Genomic DNA, 25446 nt, shown 5'->3' with positions numbered 1-25446 from the left:
CGAAAGAGAGGGAGGTGGTAGGCATGGCAATCAGAGATTGTCGGATTGGCATAACTCATGCAAAGCCTGGTACGGAGGCGATACTTTGCGTGAGGCGCGATCATGAATAACCCTATCGCCACACTGAATCTTGATATTTGACCATAAGAAAACCACCTTGGTGAAAAGGCGGTTCAATGAGCTATCGTCCCCGTAGTTAAATAAATTAGTTGTGTCTGTTTTTATTGAGTGTCTTCGTCGCTTTTGTACTCCAAAAATCACCTGGCTGACAATCCAAAGTCTTACATATCCGTTAATCATTCATTTTTTGACTTTATATCTGGGGCATTTTTTAATGGCTTTTGAAGTGCGTCCACAATGGCTGCGATGATACTTGTTGCTAAAATACCCATTAGACATAATGATGTAGGACCCGCTGCATCATCACTACCTGTAACTTTAGCAAGCACCCTTAAGCTTACTATTCCTAACAAAATGAGGAAAATGACTGTAAAAGCACATTTCTTTATAATCTTCAAAGATTTAAGGGATAATTCAGAGAAAGCATTGTTCTTTTCGATGTAGGTTAATAGTTTATATGCTTGATACAACGCAACAGAAAACGCAATACAGAATCCGTATGCGCATACTAAAAAGGGGATTAGGAAGTAAGCCGTATCTGGATGTACCCTTGCATCTCTAACGGCTATCTCAGGCAACCAGATACACAAAGCAAGCACTGCAATTCCAGCCAGAAAAATAATTAGCTTTATGAAAGTGGTTGAACCTCGTTTAACATTCATTTAAAACACCTCACTTATTTAATGACAACATGATTTTATCATATGATTTATCGTTTTACAATAAATTTTCATTGTTTTTTATTATATTATTATTGTTAACTTGTTCAACAAAACTGCCCGTTTAGCTTAACAAGAATAAGCAGAGAGCCGAAGTTTGGTATTCGTGTCGGTCACAGTAAATAGGCACGAGGCGACCAACATATTTTTCTTATTTGACGTTGTGTTCTCGTATTCCTTGCTGTCTAAATAACGAAACCATGCTAAATAATTTTGCAGATACTTCGTTGCAACGCCGTTAAAGCGGTCAAGCCAGCGTTTCAGTCGGCTATGATAGTTGTTCACGTTCTGAATGTGATAAACAAATCGCTTCATCCAATTTTGTAGTCCGAATACGCCCACGCCCAAGAACGCGCGGCATTAGAGAATTTCATCGAAACAGTCTTAGGATAGAGTTACCCGGCATGACGGCAGCCCGGAGCATGAGTAGATCACGCTCCGGGCTTATTAACGTTATAAGTTGAAAAGGGAGGTGACGGCGATGGTTATAAGAAAGATAAACAAAGAATTGCTGGACAAGAAACCTTATGAAGCGTGGAACGCTTTTATTGATTTAATAGCTATGGAAGAATATAAAGACTTAAATCAGACACAAAGGACCGCTCATTTATGCTTCTGGTATGATACAGAAGTTCAGAATGGAGGACATCTTCAATACTTTGAAAATAAAGGTATAGAAAAAATGGATGAAACCATCGATGCTTTGAAGGTAATAGGTGCGGCAAAACAAGCGAATATTTTAAACCAAGCCAGTGCCACATATTCTTCGAAAAACAGAAAGAAACTAAATGACATTTTTGCTTTTGTTAACGAAGCAAGATGTGGAGAGTTTGAAGAATATGACAATGAGTATTACAATAGTGAACCGACAGTAACAGATTTGTTAGGTGAATATTTTGAAATTTATTCCGTAAATTGAAGGAGTGAATAGATTTGGAAGTGAAATTTCATATCGAAGATAGCCTGCTCATGGATCATCTTAATCAATCCTACGGAATCCATGCCGAGAGCCTTCAATTTATACCGATGGGGGACTCAGCTTATTCTTATCAAGTGAACGGCCGGAACGGGCAAAAATATTATTTGAAATTATTTGACCAGCAAAATGAAAGGCATCGGACAAGTATTCAGCGTCTCGATAACTATCTGCCCTTAACTTGGAAGATGTATCATCAAAATCTTTTTCCAACGGTTACTTATCCCCTGAAAAACCTAAAGGGTGAATTTAAAGCGTCGTTCAACGGCGTAACCACGGTACTGTTTAATTTCATCGAAGGAGAGACTTTGGCGGAAGCCTATCCGTTCTCCAGTCAAATTGTTCAAGACATTGCCCAATCAGCAGCGGGTATTCACCTGATCACACCTCACATAGACCCTTCAACAGTCATGAACGAAACCTTTGACATTTCCTTTGAATCCGACCTTGTACAATGCATAAACGTGCTTGAACACAATGTCATCTTTGACAATCAGATCAAACAGTCATTAAGGGGACATATTCTATCTAAAAAGGAGCATATCTTCTCCTTACTCCATCTCGTTCGGGAACTTCGGCAGGTTGCCATACGTGCTTCGAATGAAAAAGTTCTGTGTCATGGTGATATCTGGGGAGGCAATTTAATTCGTCATGCAAACGATCTGTATTTCATCGATTGGGAATCGGCCATAATCGCACCGCGTGAATTTGATATGATTGGTTATATTGGGGAAGAATTTGAAGTTTTCCTCCCAGCATACGAAGAACATTTCGGTCAATTTGTCACAGTAAATCTAGACGTTATCCGGTTTTACGCTTATCGTCATCATCTTCGAAATCTCACCAACTGGTTGATGAATATTCTCTACCGGAACATCGAACAAGCACAAAATGAGAATGATTTGGAAATGATTCTGCACCATTGCATGAATCGTTGGGATCAAATTGAGCCAAAAGTTAAAGCTGCCGGTGAATTTTTGAACAAGCGGCCGGTCTCACAGTAATTTATCGGATTGAGGGGGTTCATATGGATATTCATCTTGTAAACACGATTATCGCCAATCAATTCCCGGAGTTAGTTATAGTAAATACTGCATTAATTCCGGAAGGAGGCGACTCGTACACATTTGATATTAACGGCAATATCATTTTTAAATTTCCTATATCCTCCGAATCAGAGAAACGTCTGTTGAACGAGTATCATAGCCTTCTCTATTTATCTCAAAAACTTCCGGGATATGTTGCCAAACCGATCTATTACGGCGAACCCTCATCCTTGTTTCCTTATTCATTTACGGGGCAGCAGAAACTAGGGGGTGAGTCTGGAGAGAAACGCAGAGCATGTCCGCAAGATTGGGCAGAAATGGCGAAAACAGCGGGGAATATCTTCTCTCAGCTTCACATAAGCCATGCAGGTGAATTGGCGTTTCAGAATTTACCGCAGCTATCGTTGGAATCGCCGTTAGACAAACTAAATCAGGTCATTCTTTATAAAAAGCTGCTCCAACATGTAAACGATCCAAATGATGCGATTCAGCCGTATTTGAACGGTACAGCAGGCTTACCCTCAGCGTCCCGGCTGGCTCCCGTCTTAAGTCATGGCGATGTGAAGGGGGAGCATATTCTTGTAAGCCGGTATGCATTCGAGATAACTGGAATCGTAGATTGGGCTGATATTTGTTTGGCAGATCCGATCGTCGATTTCAGCGGATTTGTAATCTGGCTCGGTCCCGGTTTTGCCAAGGATATACTGGATTATTATCAGCCTCAGGTGGACGATCATTTTCTGGCTCGGGCTGTCTTTTATGCGCGGTGCAGTACATTAATTCATTTGGGTGAAAGTTTGGCAGGACGGTCGGACGCGCCTCGGCAGCTCTTGTTGAATCAGTTAGCGGCAGCATTTTCCTCCTGATCGTTATTGATATATCTTCTAATAAACAGTACTACACCGTTCTCAGCTTAATCTGATAGAATAGAGAAGTGATCATGGTTGAACAAGGTTCACATGACAGCAAGCGTTCTGCATAGTAAAGTATGAACCGATAAAGCGAGGACAACAATGTTCATCCTTTATAAGGATTTCACCTTGAATTTATTTTATATTTTATTTATACCAACGGTGTTATTTGCTCTTATCCACAGAAAAAAAGACCATATATGGACTTACCGTATATTAATCTTTCTTGTTTTTTCCCTCTCGCTCGTTTCGAGTATGTCCGTTCCGGTTACAATCATGGATTTGACCTACGATTTTCGCGCCATTCCGCTAACGATCGGCTCTCTATACGGAGGGATACCGGTAGCGATCCTCTTGTACCTCATTCTAATCGGTTACCGCTTCATTATGGGAGATCCGAATCAGCTCGAATATATCATTGCCATTGTCCCGACTTTTTTGATACTAAGCTGGTTCGTGACCATATTCCCAACGTTGTCCTTCGGGCGAAAATTGATGGCTTCCTTTGGAGCTTATCTTACCGTTCGATTGCTTACTCTGATTACCTATCAAATTCTTACGGGCAAAGCTGCTTCCTTCTTCAAGCCCGAGTTTGCTGGGACGATGACTTTGATCCTATTCCAGAGTTTAGTTGCGTGTTTATTTATTTATATTCTGGAATTTATTGTGAAGGTCCAGCTATTACAAGAGGAGATCAGGATGACGGAGAAGCTCAAATTAGTAACCGGCATTGCAGCCTCGGTCGCTCACGAAGTCCGAAATCCGTTAACAGCCGTAAGGGGATTTATTCAGCTTCTCGGCAAAGCGGAGTTGAACCAGCATAATAGAGAGTACTATCGGAAAATATGCCTGGAAGAGCTGGACCGGGCTCAGCAAATTATCTCGGACTACTTGACATTGGCCAAACCCGATCCCGAGAAGATCGAATCCGTCCATATCCATGAGGAAATCCAGTATGCAGCCAAAGTATTGTCCTCTTATGCCAATATGCAGAATGTAGAAATAACCATGGAATTATGTGTGGAGGACCTTCAATTAATCGGTGACCAGTCGAAGTTTCGACAGGCGATTATTAATTTATGCAAGAACAGCATCGAGGCGATGCCTGACGGCGGAACTTTGACTTTGGAAACACGGCTCGATAAATCAGGCTTCATTCTTAGGATCAAGGATAACGGCATCGGTATGACAAAAGAGCAAATCAACAGACTTGGAACGCCGTTTTACTCCACGAAAGAGAAGGGGACTGGTCTTGGTACGATGGTTACGTTCTCGATTATTCGCAACATGAACGGGGATATCGTAACGGTGAGCGAGCCGGGGAAGGGAACGACATTTGACATCGCATTCCCTGACTCTGCTGCGCAAAGTCCAATAACGGAGCGAAAAAAGAGGAGTGATTCCAATTGAAAATGGCATCCGTTTCTCCGGTTTTGGGGTCAACAATGTTAAACAGACAATAGAGTGGTATCAGTGAAAATCGTGAAGCCGCTCCGAAAACAATTCTAGGGAGCAGCAGAATTCGAGATCGAGGACTGCAATGGTTATATTATCGTTTTCGGAGAAGACTCGGATTGAATTAATTCATACAGATCATTCACCCGGCAACCAATCGAATCGGCAATCGAAATAGCCGTCTTTAAGGGCATGACCCTCTTATTGTCCATATAGTCGGCTATGCGCTCTGGTTTATAGAACAAAGATTGGGCCAGCTCCTCGATCGACATGCCGGCTTCGTGCAGGCGCTGATGAAGTAAACACCGGCCGAGTTCAATTTTCATTTTTACAGCAGCCCCCTAAATTGCATTGTACTACCTACATCTTATCCATAATTAGGAAGAAATAGAGGACTCAAGTTCAAAGTATTTGATGATTTCCTACACCTGATATCGAAGAAGGCCGTTCTACATGCAGTAGAACGGCCTTCTTCGATAGAGCTTTACCTATTTATCATTGGAAAGCTTGAAGGTCTCCAGCAGCTTGAAAAACAAACTGAGCAGGATTGAAACAACGGTAGCAAGTGCCATTCCCTTTAGTTCAATATGTCCCCATTTCAATGCTGCTCCGCTGAGGCCGATAACAAGAACAACGGTCGTTAGAATCAGATTCACCGGTTTGGAATAATCGACTTTGGTTTCCACGAGCATCCGAATCCCTGAAGCAGCGATGACACCAAACAGAAGCAGGGAAACTCCGCCCATGACGGGAGTTGGAATGGTTTGAATCAGTGCTGATATTTTGCCCACAAAGGACAATACAACGGCAAAGATGGCTGCTCCTCCGATCACCCAGACGGAATATACCCGGCTGATCGCCATGACGCCGATGTTTTCTCCGTAGGTCGTATTCGGCGTTGATCCGGTTAACGAGGATAACATAGTGGAGATCCCATTACCGAGCAGGGATCTGCTGAGGCCGGGCTCTTTAGATAAATCCTTCCCTACCATATTACCGGTTACGATCAAATGGCCGATATGCTCCGCAATCACAACAAGAGATGCCGGTGCGATGATCAGAATGCTCGACCAATCGAAAGCTGGCTTGTAGAAGGTGGGGAGCCTGAACCATTCCGCTGTTCGTAATGTGTCTGCGATATGTACCAATCCGAGTAAGGATGCAATCACATAGCCGACAACAATGGCGACCAATATCGGTATGACCTTCAATAATCCGCGAAAGACAACGGAACCCAACACCCCGACTACAAAAGTTGAAATAGATATGCACACAATAGTTGGATCAGGCGACCAATCGGCTGGCGAACCGGTTGGAGCGATAAATCCGGCCATTTCGGCTGCTGTCGGAACCAATTCCAGACCGATAACGGCTACAATTGCCCCCATGGCTGCAGGTGGAAATACGACGTCGATCCATCGTGTTCCCACAGCCCGGATCAGTAGTGCTACGATGGTGAAGATCAAGCCGACAACCAAAAATCCGCCAAGAGCGAAGCGATAGCCATTGGTGTCAATGACGATGAAAACCGGGGAGAGGAAGGCAAAGCTCGAACCCAAAAAAGCCGGGATTTTTCCTTTTGTAATGAAAATATAAATCAGTGTGCCAATCCCGTTCATTAACAAAATGGTGGCTGGATCTACCTTAAATAAAATAGGTACCAGAACGGTGGAGCCAAACATCGCAAATAAATGCTGCAGACTGAGCGGAATACTTTCGCCGATGGATGGGCGTTCTTCAACTTGAATGATGCGAGACACGGTGAAACCTCCTTATTTAACTACCCATACGATATCTTAACATAATCAGCATTATGTAAAGAAAGAAGTTATTGAGCCTCCTGAAGCCTGCAAAAAGCCTTGATTGTCTGATCAAGGCTTTTTGTGTTAACGGTGATGTTAAGATTCTGCTTTACCCATTCTATGTTTGGGCCGAAACTGAGCAGGGGATACACCCGTTCCCTGCCGGAATTGCCTGGAGAAATGGCTGGCGGAATTGAAGCCGAGCGCGATGGAAATTTCCTCTATCGTCCAGTTGGTGCTGACTAAGAGATGTTTGGCTCTTGTCAGTTTTAATTGAGTGACGTATTGACGCGGAGAAATGCCGTAAATTTTATTGAAAATTTTGGTGCATTGGCTTCGGCTTAAGTTCAGCTCACTGGCAATTTGCGAGATCGAGACTTCAGACAATGCAGAGAGCTGCAGCTGCTCTTCAATGGCATGAGCCGTATCCGCTTCATGCATGGTTGTACCCGGGCGGAATAAAGCCGATTCTTCAGCCTCTGGCTTTTGCAGCAGGATGATTTCGCGGATGATTAACAGAATGAAGGACTGAAGGGCTAATTTATCCTCATAGGTTAGGCTTAGCCGTCTTTCAGTTACTGAAGTGTTATGAGTTTGATGAAGCATGCAATTGTGCATGATCTGTTCGATCTCTTGTATGTACAGCGGAAGCTTCGTAGAGTCGGCCAGTACTTTGGGATACAGCGCATATTCGAGTGTGCTGAGCCGCATTCTCATTTCGTGGTTATCGAGATCGAAATGCATGTTGAAAAATGAAAAATGATTCTCGGAGCGGTTATCCGTTTGATGCCGGACGCCTGCTTTCATGAACAGCCAATCTCCGGTTTGCATCCGGATGCTGTTTCCGTTGATGATTTGTTCGGCTTCCCCATCCTGACAATACAGCAGTTCGTATAAATGATGGTGATGTTTCGGATAGTTCCACTTTGCCGGCTTCACACCGAAATGACACCCCGTAATTTGGAGCGTGCTTGTTATATCGGGAAAAATAATGTCCAAATTCACTTAAACACCGCCTTGCGGATCCTTTTGCACAAGTATAGCACACGCCAGAGCCCGGCAAAAAACGTCAAGAACTCGGACGATTCGTGAATGGAAACCTCTTTGATTCTTTTCTATGCTTAAAGGTAGTTCGTTTATTGACGGCGGCTTCATCAAGCAAACATGAACTGAAAAGATTGGAGAGGTACACTTACATGAGCAAACAAGACGAAGTTCAGGAAATACATCAGGGTGTTCACAATTTCAGCAGCGAATCGGAATGGGTGAAGCCCACACTCATAAATACGCTGATTTGTGCAAACATCTGTTTGATTCCTTCCGGGAGCGGGGATTAGCCATTGCAGCTTATTTCTCTAAAGCGGATTGGCATACGCCGTATTACTGGGCTAAGGGCATGGAGCGCGGACGCCATATGTGGCGCGGACCTTCTTACGATCCGAAGGAGTATCCTTGGCTGTGGGAACGGTTCGTCAAGTTCACGCATGAGCAGATTAATGAACTGCTGACGAAGTATGGCCGTATCGACGTGCTTTGGCTGGACGCAGGGTGGGTTAAAGAGGGAAGAGGCGGCCAGGATATCCGTCTCTGGGCGAAGCGGTTGAGAAAGCACGCGAGCAGCAGCCTTGGCTGCTCTCAGCCGATCGCACGGTAGGCGGCCCATATGAGAACTACGTGACACCTGAGCAGACCATTCCTGAAGGGCCGATGAGTGTTCCTTGGGAAAGCTGCATTACGATGGGGACATCGTTCTCCTTCCGTTATGAAGACAGCTATAAGCCGACCCGTCAACTCGTCCATCTCCTGCTTGAGATCGTTGCAAAAGGCGGGAATTTGGCGCTGAATGTGGGACCGCAGCCGGATGGGCGACTGCCTGAAGGAGCCATTCGAAGGATCAAAGAACTGGGCGGCTGGATGAGGACATACGGGGAGGCTGTATACGGCACCAGAATATGCGCGCCCTATTTTATTACGAATCACTTTGCGTTTACACAGAAGAATGATCATGTCTATGCCTCTTATCTATACAAATCAGCAGACACGCCTGTCCCGGAATATCTGACCATTCCTTATACCGGACCTGCAGCATCGGTCGAAATGGTAGGAACGGATGAGCAACTGGAGTTTTCACGCAAGGATGAGGGATTGGCAGTTCGTTTGCCTAATTCGGCTATAGCTGGAGAAGCCCCCACTGCGCATGTATTTAGAATCAAGAATTAATATCCAGCTGATTTCCCCTTGAAGCGATACCTGATTCCACAAGCAATAGATTATCTTAAGAGCTGACGGCGAATTAAATTGTCGTCAGTTTTCTTGTTGGAAATTGTGGAATGAGTTAATATAGTTAAACAAATAGATGACATAGAGAGCGATGGAATGTAACAAAACTAGAAGGGGGTATTTGCAAATGAATAAAAATTGGTTTCGCAAATTGCTATTATCCTACCTTCCGGCTTTTTTTGGCATCACTATGATTTTATTCTTTTTGTTTTTTAAATCGCTGAATGAACAGAACCGCAATGAAGCGGTCAAAGCGAATGAGTTTTTGTCCCAGCAGGTCATAAGGTTTTCGGACAACGCCCTAAAATCGATTGACTATAAGGTCGTGAGAGAAATCCTTACCGATCCGGTTGTATCGAAGTTTTTCAGCCTTGAACTCAATGATGTTTTTACAAATATACAGGCCATCAAAGTGATGGACGATTTGAAGTTTAATTATCCGATGATCGATTCGATTTATTTCTTTCGCTTGAAGGACGAGTATGCGCTTGGGGACGCTCCGCGAATGATTACGGATTTCCCCGATTTGGATTTCCTTGCGCCCTATCGGAATGGGAAAATAACCGCCAAATGGACGGGAGAGCGTGTTTTCAAAACGTATAAGAGCGCAACCACCTCCAAGAATGTCATTTCTCTGGTCAAGGCTGCTCCTTATTCCACCGATCACAAGCAGGGCTTCTTTGTCGTTAATGTAAGCTTGGATAAATTAAAAAGCGCGATTAATCAAATGTATAATTCCGATATCAGCTTTGTACGGTTGATAGACGATAAAAGTCATAATCTGCTTGGGGCAGATGGCGGAGAGACGGGGAAAAACCAAGTTTTTTCAACGTTCACCTCGCCTTATACCGGTTGGCAGGTGGAGAGCGGCCTGAACAACCAAAGCGCGCTGACGTTTACGATTTATTTATATAACATTTGGACGGTATTGGCTTTGGCTTCGGTTCTGCTCGGTGTGGTATGGTTTGTGCATGTGACCAAACGAAACTATCGGCCAGTGCAGCAGATCGTATCGCTTATTCAAACGAATTCCCTCAAAAACCAGAGCGGCGGCAAGATTGGAGATAGTGAATTCGGCTTCATTCAGCATACCCTGGAGCATTTGATGGAAGAGACCGAGCATTTCAGAGAGCAGCATCAGAAAAGCTTGTTTTTGCATAAGAAATATCTCTTTCAAGAGGCGATGGAAGCAAATTCAACCATGAAGGAAGCGGATTGGAAAACGGAATTAAAAAAGCATGGTCTCGATGTGGAGGGACAAGCTTCTTTTGTTCAAGTGTTTGAAATGGACGGATATCTCGATTTTATCAATGACTACAGCCTGCATGATCAAACACTGCTGAAATTCACCTTATATGTCGTGATTCATGAAACCACCCAAAATCATGGAGCCTCCGTCTGGGCGGAGTGGACGGCGGACAATCGCATATCATCGATCATTTGGGAGCCTGGCGGCGCGGAACAGAAATCGGTTCGGGAGATCATCGTCCAGACGGTCCGGGAATGGGTGGAGCAGTATCTCAGCTTTACGGTGACAATTGGATGTTCGGGCCCCGCTTCATCGCTTGAAGAAATACGGCAATGCTATGAAAAGGCAGGCAGTCTGCTGCAGTACAAAGCGGTACTTGGCGCCAACCGGATCATTCATCCGGAACAGATTATCAGGCCTCCGCAAAGTGAAATACAGGAGTACTTCTATACGATCTATTCACTTTCGCAAGCTCTGCGGTTAACTGATCATATCTGGACAGAGCACTTGGCTCTTCTGTTTAAGCAAATTCAGGGTTCCCTGTCTTCCCGGAAAGAAATAGAGAGCCTGATTCAATTTCTGCAGCAGCATTTGGATCGGGAGTTTCTAGAGATGTCCAAGGAATACCGCCTGATATGGAAAACAACCCAAGTACAGCTATTTGACCTCGGCAAGCGCTGGGAAACGCTGGAGGAGCTGGAGAGCGGCTGCATCCGCATCTTCGAGATGATGAATGGCCAAATGAATGCCGTTAAGGAATCCGACAGCTCCAGATCCGTCATTACCGAGATCAGGAACTATATTATCGAGCATTATACCAATCCTGAACTATCCCTTGATTATTTAAGCGAGAAATTCCAGATGAATGCCAAAAACGTCAGCAAGATGTTTAAAGAGGAATTCGGAGAGAACTTCGTTGATTTTCTGATCGGCATCCGTATGCAGTACGCCAAAAAGATGCTTGCAGAAACGCATAAATCGATGCAGGAAATCAGCCTCGAGGTGGGCTACTTTAATTATAATTCTTTTAACCGCGCTTTCAAAAATATAGTCGGGCTGTCCCCAAGAGATTACCGCAAACAAGGATAAGACCTCGCCTATATAGTTCGTATCTCTCCAAGATCCGACTGATTAATAATCCTTGTAATCCGCTAAGCAGCTGCGGATCAAGGATTTTTTTGTTTTGAGAAAATAGTGATAATCCCGAATTATGCGAAGTTTTTGCAAAGCCTTATGCAGAGCGGGTTTTTCTCTAACTATTAGTCCCCGTGAGAAAATAGTGAGGTGCTGGAATCTTACAAATTGATGAATAAACGGCTCTGACTTAGTATGGGTTTACGGCCGGAGCGACCGACGATAAGGCTCAGGCACATTATCAAGATAAGAGGGGAATGCGGATGAGCTCAGGGAACACAAAAACGATGACGAAAATAAAACATCATTGGGAATTGTATCTGCTTGTTCTACTGCCGGTCATGTATCTGATTATTTTCAAATATATCCCGATGGTCGGCGTTCAGATCGCATTTAAGGATTTTAATATCATAAAGGGAATTTGGGGCAGCCCTTGGGTGGGGATCAAACATTTTCAATTATTTTTCGATTCGCCTAACTTTAAACTGCTGATCAAGAATACGATCACAATCAGTTTTTATTCCTTAATCGCCGGCTTCCCGATTCCGATTATATTGGCGCTGGCGCTTAATGAGCTTCGAACGGGCATTTTTAAGAAATCGGTTCAAATGATCACCTATGCGCCGCACTTTATTTCGACGGTTGTCATGGTTTCGATTGTGATGCTGATGTTGTCGCCGCATGTAGGAGTCGTCGATCGATTATTTACCTTTCTTGGCTTGCCGACAACCAATTTCATGGGGGTCCCTGAATATTTCAAATCCATTTATGTATGGTCAGGTGTCTGGCAGGAGATGGGATACGCCTCAATCATCTATATCGCCGCGTTGTCGGGCGTAGATCCTTCTTTATATGAAGCGGCACGGATCGATGGAGCATCACGCTGGAAGAAAATCATCCACATCGATCTTCCTTCATTATTGCCAATTACAATCATCATGCTGATCTTAAGCTTGGGAAGCATAATGGGCGTCGGGTTTGAGAAGATATATTTGATGCAAAATTCGCTTAATTTAAGCTCGTCGGAAGTCATTTCCACTTATGTGTACAAGGTCGGCTTACTTGGAGCAAACTTCAGTTTCTCGTCAGCGGTTGGATTGTTTAATTCGATGATTAATCTTGTTCTGCTGTTAATTGTCAACTCCATAGCCCGCAAAGTTTCACAAACCAGCTTGTGGTAGAAAGGAGGCACGCCATGTTTATGAAAAACAAAATTAAAGAGCCGTTCAGCGATCGTGTATTGCTCGCAGTCATTTATCTCGTATTGACGGTGTTGATGCTGGCTGTGCTCTATCCGCTGGTGTACATCTTCAGCTCTTCGCTCAGTTCTCCCAATGCGGTCGTTTCCGGCAGGGTGTGGCTGTTTCCGGTCGAGCTGTCCTTCAAGGCTTACCAATCGATTTTTAAAAGCACACAGCTGATGCATGGATACTTCAACACCATCATTTATACCGTAGTCGGGACGTTCATTAATATCGTATTTACGGTGCTGCTTGCCTATCCGCTGTCCAAGACCACCTTTTTCGGGCGCAAGTTCATCATGATTATGATGATGGTTACGGTGTTCTTCGACGGCGGCCTTATTCCGACTTACCTGCTGGTTAAGAATCTTCACATGCTGGATACCCGCTGGGCGCTATGGCTGCCAGGAGCGTTGTCCGTCTTCCAGGTCATCGTGGCGCGGACGTTCTTCCAAACCTCTATTCCTGAGGAGCTCTCGGAAGCAGCACGGATAGACGGATGCAGAGATACGCGGTACTTGCTTAGTATCGTGCTGCCCTTATCCAAGCCAATCCTTGCGGTTATGACGCTCATGTATGCGGTCGGACATTGGAATGCATACTTCGATGCACTGATTTATTTAAGATCGGAAAGTCTATTTCCTCTGCAGTATGTGCTTCGCAACTTGCTTATTCTGAACGCGGCCGATCCGGAAATGCTGGCGAACACTGCACAGAAGCTTCGCGATCAAGGATTTGAGCAGGCACTGAAATATGCGCTGATCGTGGTTGCCTGCGTCCCTGTCCTGATCATGTACCCTTTTGTACAAAAGCATTTCGTTAAGGGAGTCATGATCGGTTCCTTAAAAGGCTAATTCATAGGAACAGGTTCACGCATGAAGGGGGTGAGGGCCAAAAAGACCCGAATTAGAATGAGTTTACTGGAAACAAGCTAGCAATTATAAGGAGGAGTCTGTTTTGAAAAAGTCGATGTGGTCAACGCTTGTGCTTGTTTTGATTTTTAGTGTGGTACTTGCCGCATGCTCCAGCAGTAAAAACGACGACGCAGCAAGCAATAACACAGGCAGCGATAAAGAGACAGCAAGCGATGCCGGCGGGAATACAGCGTCAGAGCCCGTAACGATGACATTCTTCGCGCCTCAAGGGAAAGCCCCTCTCGAAGAAAATGATTATACAAAGCTGATTGAGAAGAAATTCAACGTGACTATCAAATGGGACCTGGCTCCCTCGGACGCATTGACCGACCGCAGGCAGCTGCTGCTGGCAAGCGGCGATTACCCGGAGGTGTTCCTCGAAGGGAAATTCAGCAATACCGATTTGCTGACTTACAGCAAGCAAGGCGTGTTCGTTCCGCTCAACGATTTGATTGATAAATACGCGCCCAATATTAAGGCGATGATGGAGAAGAAGCCGTATTTTAAAGAAGCGATGACGGCTCCCGACGGCAATATTTATGCCATCCCGCGTCTGAATGAATGTTATCACTGCACCTATTCCCAGAAATTCTGGATCAATAAAGAATGGCTGGACAAGGTTGGCTTGAAGGTGCCGACGACTACGGATGAGTTGTACACCGTACTAAAGGCCTTTAAGGAGAAGGATCCGAATGGCAACGGAAAAGCGGATGAAATTCCTCTGACCGGGGCGCCGAACAAATCCGTTTGGAACGGGAATATCGATGCTTACCTCATGAACTCATTTATTTACAACGACAACGATAAATATTTGACTTTAAAGGATGGCAAAGTGGACTTCGCTGCCAATAAGCCGGAGTGGAAGGACGGCCTTACTTACATGCATAAGCTGTATAAGGAAGGTCTGATCGATCCGGCATCGTTTACGCAGAACGATCAAGCGGTCGGCCAGCTTGGCAACCGCGAAGGAGACGAGATCGTAGGCTCGATCACAACGGCTTTGCTCAGCTATTTGGTTAATACGTATGATGCCAAAATCACCCGCCACCAGCACTGGGTTATCGTGCCTCCGCTCAAAGGGCCGGGCGGCGTTCAGCTTGCAGGCACAACCCAAGGCGTCAGTGATTTTGCCTTTGCGATTACGAACAAAGCAAGTGAAGCGCAGCAGATCGCCGCTATCAAAATCGCGGATTATGCGTTCAGTGAAGAAGGCGCATTGAATAGCGAATACGGACCGAGCGAAGGCATCGGCTGGAAAAAAGCTGGAGCTGACGAGAAGAATATCGATGGTAAACCGGCAAAGTACAGCTACTACAACCTGCCTGAGCAAGATCCGAACAAAGTAAGAAACGACAGCTGGTCCTTGCTTGGACCGAAGGACTTGTCCAAGGAATTCCGTGATTTGTTCGCTGCAGGGCAGGATCCGCTGGCCGGCGACGGATATGATACGCGTCTGGCGCAAGCGACGAACGAATATAAGCGGTACGCACCGGCAGAGGTTTATCCGACAGGCGTGTTTATCCGTCCGGAAGACACAGACTCGGCAGCGCAGCTGACGACATCCATTAAGGACTACGTTCAATCGAATATGGCTCAGTTCATTATCGGCAATAAGGACGTGGACAAAGACTGGGATGCGTATGTCAAGGGCTTCGATGGCTTGAATCTGATCAAATACATTGAGATCTATCAAAACGCGATTCAAAAACAATAATTGCTGCTTAACCTGCCGAGCAGGAAGGATAACCCCTCGGGTTTACTTCCTGCTCTGCTTGTTTAGGTCAGTACATAAGGAGTGAAAGTAATGAACGGGAACGATTCATCCCTGTCCGCGGAGCAAAGGGCGGCAAACCTGCTCAGCTTGATGACTGTAGAGGAGAAGATCGGACAGCTGCTTCAGCCCTTTGGCTGGAAAACCTATCATAAGCAAAACGGGGCCATCGAGCTGGACGAATCCTTCAAGAATGCAGTGATGAGCGGCGGTGTCGGATCGCTCTATGGCATGCTTCGTGCCGATCCTTGGACGGAGGTTACGCTTGAGAACGGATTATCCCCCGAAGAAGGAGCAAGGGCGATTAATGAAATTCAGCGTTACACGATTGAGCATTCCCATGTGGTGCTGGATACAATGAAAGCCGCTCAGTGTGGTGAAGGAACGATTCTGCGTTTATACGAATCTGCCGGCGGGAGGGAGAAAGTGATGCTGGACCTGCCGAATCCTACGGTTAAAGCCTGCTTCGTTAATTTATTGGAGGAGGAGCTGGAGGAGATTCCAGTAATTGACGGCAAAATCGTATTGGATTTCAGGCCCTATCAAATTATCAGTGTGAAGTGCGTGTGAGAAACCAAGAAGCAAGAAGGAGGTAAAGAAGACGAGATGATTCAAATCACCGCTGAGAAAGAATATGTATTCGAAGGTGACCAGCAGACATTCCGCAGCAGTCACGCTTCCACACTTGCTGCTCTGCCAAGTGGCGAAGTGCTGGCAGCATGGTTCGCGGGAAAACATGAGAAATCCAGCGATGTGGCCATCTGGATGGCCCGCCGTTCCGGTGATGGCTGGGCTGCCCCAGTTAAAATCGCTGATGAAGCTGGGATTGCTCATTGGAATCCAGTGCTGTATGCGGAAGGTGATTCCATCCTCCTCTTCTATAAAGTCGGCCATGAAATAACCGACTGGTTCACGCGCATCATGCGCTCTGGAGATGGCGGGAGGACATGGACGGATCCGATTGAGCTTGTAAAAGGCGATATAGGAGGCAGGGGACCCGTCCGCAACAAGCCCATTTTGCTATCCAATGGTACATTAGCGGCTCCGGCTTCCGTTGAAAAGAATGATGCGGATGCTCCAGGGAAGCAAATTTGGGAGTCCTTTGTGGATATAACCGTCGATAACGGGAGAACGTGGAAGAGAAGTGAAATCGTTCCGATGGATGCTGCGGGTTTTGTAGGGACAGAGCATTGGTTTGCGAAAGGACTCATTCAACCCACCTTATGGACCTCCGGCAATGAGCGGGTATACATGCTGCTGCGCAGCACAGAAGGCCGCATCTACCGCAGCGACTCAGAGGACTACGGAAGAACATGGTGCAGGGCTTATCCAACGCAGCTGCCGAACAATAACAGCGGAATTGATGCCGTTCTTATGAACAATGGACTTCTGGCGCTGGTCTTCAATCCAGTAAGCGGTTATTCAACAGAGAGCCCGCGCACACCGCTAATCGTCGCTTTTTCTTCGGATAACGGCATTACCTGGGGAAATGAGTTTGTTTTGGAAGATCAAGCGGGAGAATATTCGTACCCTGCTATCGTTGCAGCGGGTGACGTGCTTTATATCACGTATACCTGGAAGCGCGAAAGCATTGCATTTTGGAAGCTTGCGGTTACGCCATAGGCAGCTTAACCAAATTGTAGATGATTCGCTTGGATACTTAAGAGCGTTAAGTGATCAGGAAAGAAAAAAGGAGGAGCTAGCCAAAAAACTGTATCTCCAATTGTTAGACTGTGTCTAACAATTGGGGTGCAGTTCAAACGGTCAGCTCCTCTTATCGTTTGAAACAGCAGCATCAGCTTCCCGGAATCTCCAAATTATTGGATCAGCGGGCAGGATTGCGCAGTTAACGAGAGAATATATAGTGCGGAGAGCAGGTGGATTGAATATGGGAGTAAGCGACTGCAATCTATTCAAGATTAGGAGGCCTATCGATGGAATTAAAAGTCATGACATTCAATCTTCGCATTAACGTCAAACAGGACGGTGCAAACGCATGGCCAAACCGTGTTAAGGAAGCAGCCGAAGTGATTAAAGAATCCGGTGCTTCAATTATCTGCACGCAAGAAGGATCCTACATGATGCTGAAGGAACTAGAGGGGCTTCTGCCAGAGTATGCTTGGATCGGGGAAGGGCGGCAAGGCGGGCAGGAAGACGAGCACTGCGCGATCTTCTATCTTCGTAAACGCCTGGAAGCTGTTCAGAGCGGTACATTCGGATTGTCGGAGTACCCTGAGCAGCTTGGATATATGAGCTGGAATACAGCATGCCCGCGGATCTGCACTTGGGCCCAGCTGCGAAATTCAGACGGACAGCACTTTTACATATTCAACACTCACTTAGATCATATGAGCTCAGAGGCGAGAACGAAAGGAATCCGGCTCGTTATGGAGCGAATCAGCCGCTTATGCAGCGAGAGTGGTATCCAGGCCGTCCTGGCAGGCGATTTTAACAGCAATCCTGAAAGCGATGTCATCTCGACCTTGAAAGAATCGGATCTCATCAATGTATATACCGCCTTGAGCGGAATGATGGTTGGCAGCACTTATCATGGTTTTGAGGGCGGCGAAGAAGGGGAGCCGATCGACTATATTTATGTCACGGGCGGGGTACAGATCGCATCCGTGCATATTAATCGCAGGAAGTACAATGGCCGTTATCCTTCCGATCATTATCCAGTAACTGCAGAGTTGAGTTTTACTTAAGAAATCATCCATCAACCGAATCGAATATCGTCAGTTTATTCGTCTTCTTTTCATGAAAGCGCTGTTATTTCAATTCATTAGATTGGAGCGGTTTATTTGTTGACCAATATATCGGAATTGCGGAGTGCGAAGACAAGACAGTTTACGACCTTTGATCCTGAAACGAAAAGCAAAACAAAACGGATCATGCCCGGAGCTCCGGCTAGCACGCTTATCGAGAGCGACAAGCCGGGAATTATCAGCAGGTTGTGGCTGACGTTTCCGGGATGGTTTTGGAGGCATTGGGATGTTGAAGCCGAGAACGATCCGTCAACATTGAAGAAACTGATTATCCGCATCTATTGGGATGGGGAACTATATCCATCCGTCGAAGCTCCAGTTGGTGATTTCTTCGGGATCGGCCACTGCGAGTATCGGCATTTCTTATCCAGATATCTGGGGATGTCAAGCGGAGGCTTCTATTGTTATTTTCCGATGCCGTACAACAAAGTACGAATTGAACTGGAAAACTTGCATGATCGTATTCCAATTGATGTCTTCTTCAATGCGAATTACGAGGAATATGATGTTCTGCCCGAAAACTCCGGCCGCTTTCATTGCCTTTTTCAAACAAGCCGTTTGGATGGGGCGGATCCGCTCCCCCTTCTGGATATCAAGGGACGGGGACATTACGTCGGATGCTGTCTATCTATGCAGGGGCAGGATCTCAACTATTTGTCGTATTTGGAAGCACCGGAGTACATCTATATCGATACAGATGATCATGAGAATCCGACTATTGTAGGCACCGGGCTGGAAGATTATTTCAATGGGGGCTGGTATTTCCGGGAAGGGGAATTTCACGGAGAGCTCCATGGTGTACCGCTTAAAGATACGCTTCGTTCCATGATCAGCATGTATCGTTTCCATGAGCGCGACGCCATTATTTTTGACAATAATCTTCGCATCGCATTCGTCAATCCATGGGAGGCCAAACACTTGAAGCCTTATTGGTATGCTTCGACAGCATACTGGTATCAAGATCACGCATCGGCACTACCTTGCAAGCTGTCTGAAGGCGGTCTCATGAGTATGTACAGGCTGCGTGATACAGACCATCAATCTATGCCATAATAACTCGAATATATAAATGTATTTTACAAGTATATCCGTTCCTTCAAACGGTCGTTCAACTTATGGGACATGGGAATCCGCGCCTGGCGCGGATTCCCGAAACGAATTCTGCATCCATTGAAACGAAAGATTGCCGTTGACATCATGATGAATTCTAGTTGGCGGGAGCGAGCCTGAGGAGCTCCTCATTGATAATAGATGTTCTCGTAAGCATCTGCTTCTTGTTCGGTCGTAGGAATATGAAGCTGTTTCAAATTAGCTTTAAATCCGTTTAATATCGAGGGGTTATCCAGTAATTGGGTGATTCGCTCAGCGAGATGCCGGGCATCGCCTACGCGGAAGGTGAAGCCGTTGAAACCGTCGATAACTTTCTCAGCCATTCCTCCAATGTTGGAGACCAGCGCCGGAACCTGACTGGCAAGAGCTTCATGAAGAGTTAACGGATAATTTTCATACCAAATAGATGGTACTACGGCGACATCCACATTCTGATAAATGTGAGGGATATCATGTTCCGAATAGAGACCGCATAAGGTAATGCGGCTGTCTAACAAAGCGCCCTGATTCAATAAGTCGGTATAATCTGCAGGTCCTGAGCCGTAGATCTTCAATTGAAGCCGGTCAGTCGAAATCATGGACATTGCCTCCAGAATCAGGTGAACACCTTTATGGGAATTAAGCGAACCGCCGTAAAAAAGAGTTAGAGAGTCGCCTGGCTGATAACCTTTTTCATTGATACGAATGGTATCATAGTTCATTCCGTGATTTAAAACTTCCACATGAAGGCCGGGCAAGCTGCTTCTAAACAGATTGGCCAAGGATAAGGATGGGGAAAGAATTCTGCTTGCCGATTTCAGAAGAGGGATGTACGTGTGAAGACGCTGATGAACATGATCAAGCTGGCAGTGGATGCGGCAGTTCTCGCCCATTGCAGGTCCGGAGCAAAGAGCCTGATTCGTTTGAAGCAGTGTACTCTTAGGGCAAATAAACCAGAAGTCGGTTAAGGTGATGATGTACTTGATCCCGAGCAGCAAACTTGTCTGAATAAACTCCATTCCTCTCATTGGATGTCCGATATGAAGGAGGTCAGGCTTCTCCTTATTGATTACTTCTTCCGCAAAAAGAGTTAAATCCTTATTGCCGATTTCAAAGGTCTGGTCAACGTTGATAAAAGTATGCCGATATGCAAGAACTGGAACACCTTCATATTCATATTCCCTGTAAACAACTTCACCAAAGACTTGCGGGTAACTTTCGAGAGCGGCATTGCTATACGTGACGACTTTAACGCGATGACCTCTGCTTAGCATTGATCTGGCCATGTTAAAAACGAATTTTTCAGTCCCGGTATACGTTTCTGGATAAAAGGAATGGACGATAAACAGAATATGAAGCCGCCTGCGCTCAGCCGGATTGTCCGGTCTTAACCGGGGCTTCCTCTTTTTCCGAAGCAACCGTTTGCGAGACTGAACTTTTTTCTTTCTTTTTCTTCTAGGCATGGTCTTTTTCTTGCGGATCCGCCTGGTTTTAATTTTTTTCGGAGATTTCCGTTTTTTCTTAATGGACACAGGTCTTCCTCCTCTAACAAAGCGTCACAACGATGAAGGCATAAGTTATGCATCATATGTCAGGGGGAGATCAAATTCGTGGGTGATTATTCCTAGTTGCCTGCAGATGATATAAACATCAAAAACGGCCTCTGTCCGCATCGAAGCGAAAGGGCCGTATTTGTGCTTTTTTCAATTCGGGCGAGCTCGAAAGTTCCCGTTAAACCTCAATGATGATTGGCAGAATCATTGGCCGTCTCTTGGTTTGGGCATATAAAAATTGTCCCACCGTTTCTTTGATATCTTGTTTCATCACATCCCATTTATGTACATGTGCCTGCTGCGAGTTATTAATGGAGGCGATGACCAGCTGGTTGACTTCATTCATGAGATCCTCTGAGCCGCGGACATATACGAACCCGCGCGAAATCGTATCAGGGCCGGAAATAATGGTTCCTTCTGTTTTGCTTAATGTAAGCACAATAACGAGCATGCCATCCTCAGAAAGCTGTCTGCGGTCACGTAGAACAATATTACCGACGTCGCCTATACCCAAGCCGTCTACAAAAATATTCCCTGCTGTTATTTTTCGGCTCACCCTTGCAGCGGAATCGCGAATCTCCACAACATCACCATTGTTAATCACAAATATGTTTTCCTTCTCAACCCCGACTGATTCCGCTAGTATCCGGTGCTGGTGCAGCATTCTGTATTCCCCGTGAATAGGGATAAAATATTTGGGTTTCATTAGCGTTAGCATCAGTTTAAGCTCTTCCTGGCTCGCATGACCGGAGACATGCATCCCAGTTACACTCCCTGATCCGTAGATGACCTTAGCGCCAAGAAGAAACAGGTTATCAACAATGTGAGCAACATTCCGTTCATTGCCCGGTATAGGCGATGCTGCAATAATAATCGTATCTTCAGGGAGGACTTCGACCAATCGGTGATTCGAACTGGCCAGACGGGATAGTGCTGCCATAGGTTCCCCTTGACTTCCAGTACAGAGAACAGCAACTTTATCGGGAGCCATCCGGCCCACTTCGCTTGCTTCAACCAACATGCCTTCAGGGACATTCAGATAGCCAAGCTCCGATGCAACCGCAACGACGTTTACCATGCTTCGGCCGAGCAGGGCAAGCTTGCGGTTTGTTTTGAATGCGGCATCGATAACCTGCTGTACACGATGGACATTCGAAGCGAAGGTAGAGATAAATACTTTGCGTTTGGCTTTGTTAAACGCTTCTTCAATATGTTCACCAACAAATCGTTCGGACGGCGTGAATCCAGGACGCTCCGCATTTGTACTTTCCGATAACAGGGCCACGACACCATTCTTACCGATGTCGGCCATCTTATGAATATCCGGATATTGATCATTTACAGGGGTTAAATCGAACTTAAAGTCACCGGTATGAACCACTGTTCCCTCAGGTGTGTGAAAGGCAATGCCCAGACAATCGGGGATGCTGTGGTTGGTTTTGAAGAAGGTCAGGCGTATCGTTCCAAACTCAATATTCGTATTGGAGTCGATTTCCACAAGTTTTGTTTGCCTGAGGAGCCGGTGTTCCTTTAATTTTACTTCGATTAAGCCTAAGGTTAAGCGTGTAGCATAGATGGGGAGGTCCATTTGTTTCAATATATAGGGAATCGCACCAATATGATCTTCGTGACCATGGGTTACAATCAGCGCTCGAACCTTATCCTGATTTTCTTTTAAGTAAGTGATATCCGGGATAATCAAATCGATTCCTAATAAACTTTCATCCGGGAATTTAGAGCCGCAATCGATGACAACGATATCATCTGCAAATTGTATGGCATACATATTTTTCCCGATCTCATTAATTCCACCTAAGGCGTATATGGACAATGCCTGTTTTGTGCTGCTCACTATTATATTTCCTCCCATTGGAATGTTTGGTTTAGTGATTCCCATTTGATGCATATTTATGCCTGATTGACGGAAGTCTCTACATCTACATGCCGTCCAAGCGAAAAGAAAGATAGATTCATAACTTAAAAACGAGATTGCATGAAAGAGGTGATGAAAATGGCTATTCTCACCACCGGAGCCATTGAGAATCGGGGCCGGGATATAAGGTCTCTGTCACCGTTACTGCCAGAGACGCACAGGGAAGGGGCATTCCCGGAATCCAGCCTTCGCTCGAGAGGATTCCAATCTTTGAGCGAAACGGGGGAGGCGTTCAACCGCCAATTCTACCACCAATTCAACCACCAAGTTTATAATGTGTTCCAACAAAAATGACCAAATGGGCTGCCATTCGGTCATTTTTGCTTTGATATGATGAATTCAACGATAGCCCATCGGCATTTATCAATTAGCGGCAGGTTCTTACTTCCCAATTGATTTCCTAGCGGCGTTATGAGCCATTTTATGCAGCGGATTATTTTTCTTGTGGTTGCTAATGTACGTTACCCTGACCTGAATTTCTGGGAACATAGCTTGAAGGCCGCTAAGTGATGCTAATATTTCATTTCTTACCTCTTCATAATACGGATTATGAAAGATTGTTTTTGCTAAAATTTTGGTTATACCATGACAATCGGTAAAGACAACAGCGAATTTCGGAACGGTGCTCATTTGATGGGCGATCAGTGCTTCCGTAAGTATTTGAAGGCTGAAAACAATAGCCTGTAATTCACCGAAATCTGAACCGCCGTCATAATGCTGATTTAAATTCTTGGCTCTAACAAGAATGGTCCGGTTATAGACAAAGCAGCAAGCGACACCGTGTGCATTTTGATCCGTGCAGCCGGAATAATCGCAATAAAGAGAAATCATACCTTTATTTACAATATTCGCTCTAACCGGCGGAGTGGCATATGCTTGCATAATGAGCTTGTCCATGTTGTTGTCCATGAATATCTCCAATCCAATAACATAAATTTCCCCGGATTCTTCATTTATTTCATCTTATCGAAGGTGACTTTAAAAATAATCATAAGTAAACCGGCGTATGGAATTGACAAGAGCAAACCAATTAACGGTTTACGGAAATGAACACGCAGCATGGTGAACATGACCATATCAAATAATAATGACCAAAGCAGGTTCCATCCATTATGGTAGGTAATCGAACCGCACTTGACCGACACAAACTCAAGCAGCACAAAAATGGCTGTAAAAAAACCAATGTAATAAATTTGGGGAAGAATTCGCGCTTGTTTCGGATAATTGGATAAAAACACCCAAGTTGATAAAGGCATACCAAGCAGTGTAAGCAGCAGAATGGGAATCATCGCGGCAGGAAGGCCGTTGGGTTCCAATTGCCACAGTGGATATCGATAGCAGATCAATTCGTATACCCCATTAAATAAAGCAGCAAATAGGAGCGAGGGGTAATAACGCTCCCAATTGCGATCTGCAAACCGAATCGCTGCAAGTATCCATAAAATCGTGTATAGGATAGCAACCAAGACATCGGGCTCCTTTTCTTTAATTTTTTCCTATTGTTCCATCTTTGACAGTCTTCATACAACAAGAACTAAAAGCGAAGGAAGAATGGGGTTACTTGTGAATGATCGGCGGTCACAGTCCGGAGGCAGTCAATTCGGTTTTTTTGAGAAGTCTAAAATTGGAAAAAATTACATCCGAGATAAATGTATAATAGCATTCTACCAGCACATAATAACCTCACTTACAAAGGAGGTGTCACTTACATGAGCCGCAGTTCTTCAAACAATCAACTGGTCGTTCCACAAGCTAATGCAGCATTGGATCAAATGAAATATGAAGTTGCACAACAACTCGGAATCCAGCTTCAACCAAATGGTTACAACGGGCAACTGCTTACAAGAGAAGCAGGCACGATTGGTGGAAACATCACTCGCACGCTGGTACAAATGGCTGAACAGCAATTGGCAGGCCGTTTCTAAATTCCACTGAACCCTTACTTATAGGGGCTCGACAATCTTCGGTTTCCCGGATGTTGTCAGCAAGGAAGCATCATCAACTCGATGATGCTTCTTTGTATGTGTACGCCCAGCATGGGCGTCATCTATACGGTGAAAGTCCGGAATGGGGGCTGGCAAGCGCCTACCATAGCCAAGAGCAAGGGATAACCTTCGCCTCGCTTACAAGCGAGCGGTGCAGAACGGAGGAGTCCCCGGCGTGGACAGTGTAACGGTAGCGCATCTACAAGCGAGGACTGCGATTCGTCCGATATGCAGACGATTGCAACATTTTCGTCGCTAGCAAGCGTGCAGGAGAGCGCGTCATGGAGTTGGTAACACGCTTCGTAGAAGGAAAGCTGAAACTGACGTGAATCGAGCAAAGAGTGCGGTAGACCGTCCTTGGAACCGCAAGTTCCTAGGATTCAGTTTCCTAAGAGACAAGAAAGCGACGATACGTCTAGCGCCACAAACCATCTCGCGTTTCAAAGAGAGGGTACGGGAACTAACGAACCGAACGCGATCCCAGTCGATGGAAAGCCGCATCC

General features: G+C 45.4%; 21 protein-coding genes and 3 pseudogenes. 15 read left to right on the top strand and 9 right to left on the bottom strand.

All coding sequences use genetic code 11. The features are described from left to right. Positions 1–296: 296 nt before the first annotated feature. Positions 297–782: a DUF2975 domain-containing protein gene (locus ACFPYJ_RS31620; protein WP_379192302.1), complete on the bottom strand. Its 486-nt coding sequence runs from the start codon at positions 780–782 to the stop codon at positions 297–299. A 126-nt stretch (positions 783–908) separates the two neighbouring features. Continuing rightward, positions 909–1142: pseudogene (locus ACFPYJ_RS31615) on the bottom strand (IS1595 family transposase); the annotation flags it as partial. Between the two features lie 178 nt (positions 1143–1320). On the opposite strand from ACFPYJ_RS31615, the gene ACFPYJ_RS31610 reads away from it, so the two are divergent. The 4 genes from ACFPYJ_RS31610 (at position 1321) to ACFPYJ_RS31595 (ending at position 5182) form a co-directional block, all read left to right on the top strand. After that, positions 1321–1758: a DMP19 family protein gene (locus tag ACFPYJ_RS31610; RefSeq protein WP_379192300.1), complete on the top strand. Its 438-nt coding sequence runs from the start codon at positions 1321–1323 to the stop codon at positions 1756–1758. Positions 1759–1778: 20 nt separating this feature from the next. After that, a complete protein-coding gene (locus ACFPYJ_RS31605) occupies positions 1779–2819 on the top strand; it encodes a phosphotransferase (RefSeq protein ID WP_379192464.1) in 1041 nt (346 codons plus the stop codon). Positions 2820–2842: 23 nt separating this feature from the next. Next, positions 2843–3727, top strand: a complete 885-nt coding sequence (locus ACFPYJ_RS31600; protein ID WP_379192298.1) for a phosphotransferase family protein — start codon at positions 2843–2845, stop codon at positions 3725–3727. Positions 3728–3874: 147 nt separating this feature from the next. Beyond that, positions 3875–5182, top strand: coding sequence for an ATP-binding protein (locus ACFPYJ_RS31595; protein ID WP_379192296.1), 1308 nt, complete (start codon positions 3875–3877; stop codon positions 5180–5182). Between the two features lie 134 nt (positions 5183–5316). Here ACFPYJ_RS31595 and ACFPYJ_RS31590 read toward each other — a convergent pair whose 3' ends face one another. The 3 genes from ACFPYJ_RS31590 to ACFPYJ_RS31580 form a co-directional block, all read right to left on the bottom strand. Then, a complete protein-coding gene (locus ACFPYJ_RS31590; RefSeq protein ID WP_379192294.1) occupies positions 5317–5553 on the bottom strand; it encodes a helix-turn-helix domain-containing protein in 237 nt (78 codons plus the stop codon). Between the two features lie 162 nt (positions 5554–5715). Next, the gene (gene uraA, locus ACFPYJ_RS31585) at positions 5716–6987 is read right to left on the bottom strand and encodes a uracil permease (RefSeq protein ID WP_379192292.1); all 1272 of its coding nucleotides are present in this window, start codon (positions 6985–6987) and stop codon (positions 5716–5718) included. A gap of 138 nt (positions 6988–7125) precedes the next feature. Beyond that, the gene (locus ACFPYJ_RS31580) at positions 7126–8034 is read right to left on the bottom strand and encodes an AraC family transcriptional regulator (RefSeq protein WP_379192290.1); all 909 of its coding nucleotides are present in this window, start codon (positions 8032–8034) and stop codon (positions 7126–7128) included. A 268-nt stretch (positions 8035–8302) separates the two neighbouring features. Between ACFPYJ_RS31580 and ACFPYJ_RS31575 the strand changes: the two are divergent. The 9 genes and pseudogenes from ACFPYJ_RS31575 to ACFPYJ_RS31535 all read left to right on the top strand — a co-directional run. Continuing rightward, positions 8303–9249 (top strand): annotated as a pseudogene (locus tag ACFPYJ_RS31575) (alpha-L-fucosidase); the annotation flags it as partial. A 187-nt stretch (positions 9250–9436) separates the two neighbouring features. Next, a complete protein-coding gene (locus tag ACFPYJ_RS31570; protein WP_379192288.1) occupies positions 9437–11647 on the top strand; it encodes a helix-turn-helix domain-containing protein in 2211 nt (736 codons plus the stop codon). Between the two features lie 308 nt (positions 11648–11955). Beyond that, the gene (locus tag ACFPYJ_RS31565; protein WP_379192286.1) at positions 11956–12873 is read left to right on the top strand and encodes an ABC transporter permease; all 918 of its coding nucleotides are present in this window, start codon (positions 11956–11958) and stop codon (positions 12871–12873) included. A 14-nt stretch (positions 12874–12887) separates the two neighbouring features. Then, a complete protein-coding gene (locus ACFPYJ_RS31560; protein ID WP_379192284.1) occupies positions 12888–13787 on the top strand; it encodes a carbohydrate ABC transporter permease in 900 nt (299 codons plus the stop codon). 103 nt (positions 13788–13890) lie between these two features. Continuing rightward, positions 13891–15561 carry a type 2 periplasmic-binding domain-containing protein gene (locus ACFPYJ_RS31555; protein WP_379192282.1) on the top strand — a complete coding sequence of 557 codons (1671 nt, stop codon included), beginning with the start codon at positions 13891–13893 and terminating at the stop codon, positions 15559–15561. A 90-nt stretch (positions 15562–15651) separates the two neighbouring features. Continuing rightward, entirely contained in the window at positions 15652–16188 is a 537-nt protein-coding gene (locus ACFPYJ_RS31550; protein ID WP_379192280.1) for a glycosyl hydrolase-related protein, read from the top strand. 36 nt (positions 16189–16224) lie between these two features. Continuing rightward, positions 16225–17241: a sialidase family protein gene (locus tag ACFPYJ_RS31545; RefSeq protein WP_379192278.1), complete on the top strand. Its 1017-nt coding sequence runs from the start codon at positions 16225–16227 to the stop codon at positions 17239–17241. A 311-nt stretch (positions 17242–17552) separates the two neighbouring features. Continuing rightward, complete coding sequence (locus tag ACFPYJ_RS31540) at positions 17553–18323, top strand: endonuclease/exonuclease/phosphatase family protein (RefSeq protein ID WP_379192276.1); 771 nt, start codon at positions 17553–17555, stop codon at positions 18321–18323. Positions 18324–18422: 99 nt separating this feature from the next. Next, a complete protein-coding gene (locus ACFPYJ_RS31535) occupies positions 18423–19436 on the top strand; it encodes a glycoside hydrolase family 172 protein (RefSeq protein ID WP_379192274.1) in 1014 nt (337 codons plus the stop codon). A gap of 185 nt (positions 19437–19621) precedes the next feature. Here ACFPYJ_RS31535 and ACFPYJ_RS31530 read toward each other — a convergent pair whose 3' ends face one another. The 4 genes from ACFPYJ_RS31530 to ACFPYJ_RS31515 form a co-directional block, all read right to left on the bottom strand. After that, the gene (locus tag ACFPYJ_RS31530) at positions 19622–21004 is read right to left on the bottom strand and encodes a glycosyltransferase (protein WP_379192272.1); all 1383 of its coding nucleotides are present in this window, start codon (positions 21002–21004) and stop codon (positions 19622–19624) included. A gap of 199 nt (positions 21005–21203) precedes the next feature. After that, positions 21204–22895, bottom strand: a complete 1692-nt coding sequence (locus ACFPYJ_RS31525; RefSeq protein ID WP_379192462.1) for a ribonuclease J — start codon at positions 22893–22895, stop codon at positions 21204–21206. A 444-nt stretch (positions 22896–23339) separates the two neighbouring features. Beyond that, the gene (locus ACFPYJ_RS31520) at positions 23340–23867 is read right to left on the bottom strand and encodes a hypothetical protein (protein ID WP_379192270.1); all 528 of its coding nucleotides are present in this window, start codon (positions 23865–23867) and stop codon (positions 23340–23342) included. A 44-nt stretch (positions 23868–23911) separates the two neighbouring features. Beyond that, complete coding sequence (locus ACFPYJ_RS31515) at positions 23912–24424, bottom strand: CBO0543 family protein (protein WP_379192268.1); 513 nt, start codon at positions 24422–24424, stop codon at positions 23912–23914. Between the two features lie 243 nt (positions 24425–24667). On the opposite strand from ACFPYJ_RS31515, the gene ACFPYJ_RS31510 reads away from it, so the two are divergent. Then, entirely contained in the window at positions 24668–24883 is a 216-nt protein-coding gene (locus ACFPYJ_RS31510) for a small, acid-soluble spore protein, alpha/beta type (protein ID WP_379192266.1), read from the top strand. Between the two features lie 263 nt (positions 24884–25146). Beyond that, positions 25147–25446: pseudogene (locus ACFPYJ_RS31505) on the top strand (group II intron reverse transcriptase/maturase); the annotation flags it as partial.

Origin of the sequence: Paenibacillus solisilvae (assembly GCF_042656405.1) — a bacterium.
GTDB lineage: Bacteria > Bacillota > Bacilli > Paenibacillales > Paenibacillaceae > Paenibacillus_Z > Paenibacillus_Z solisilvae.
The sequence above is the reverse complement of the archived record's forward strand: the minus strand, read 5'-3'. Positions and strand labels throughout refer to the sequence as shown.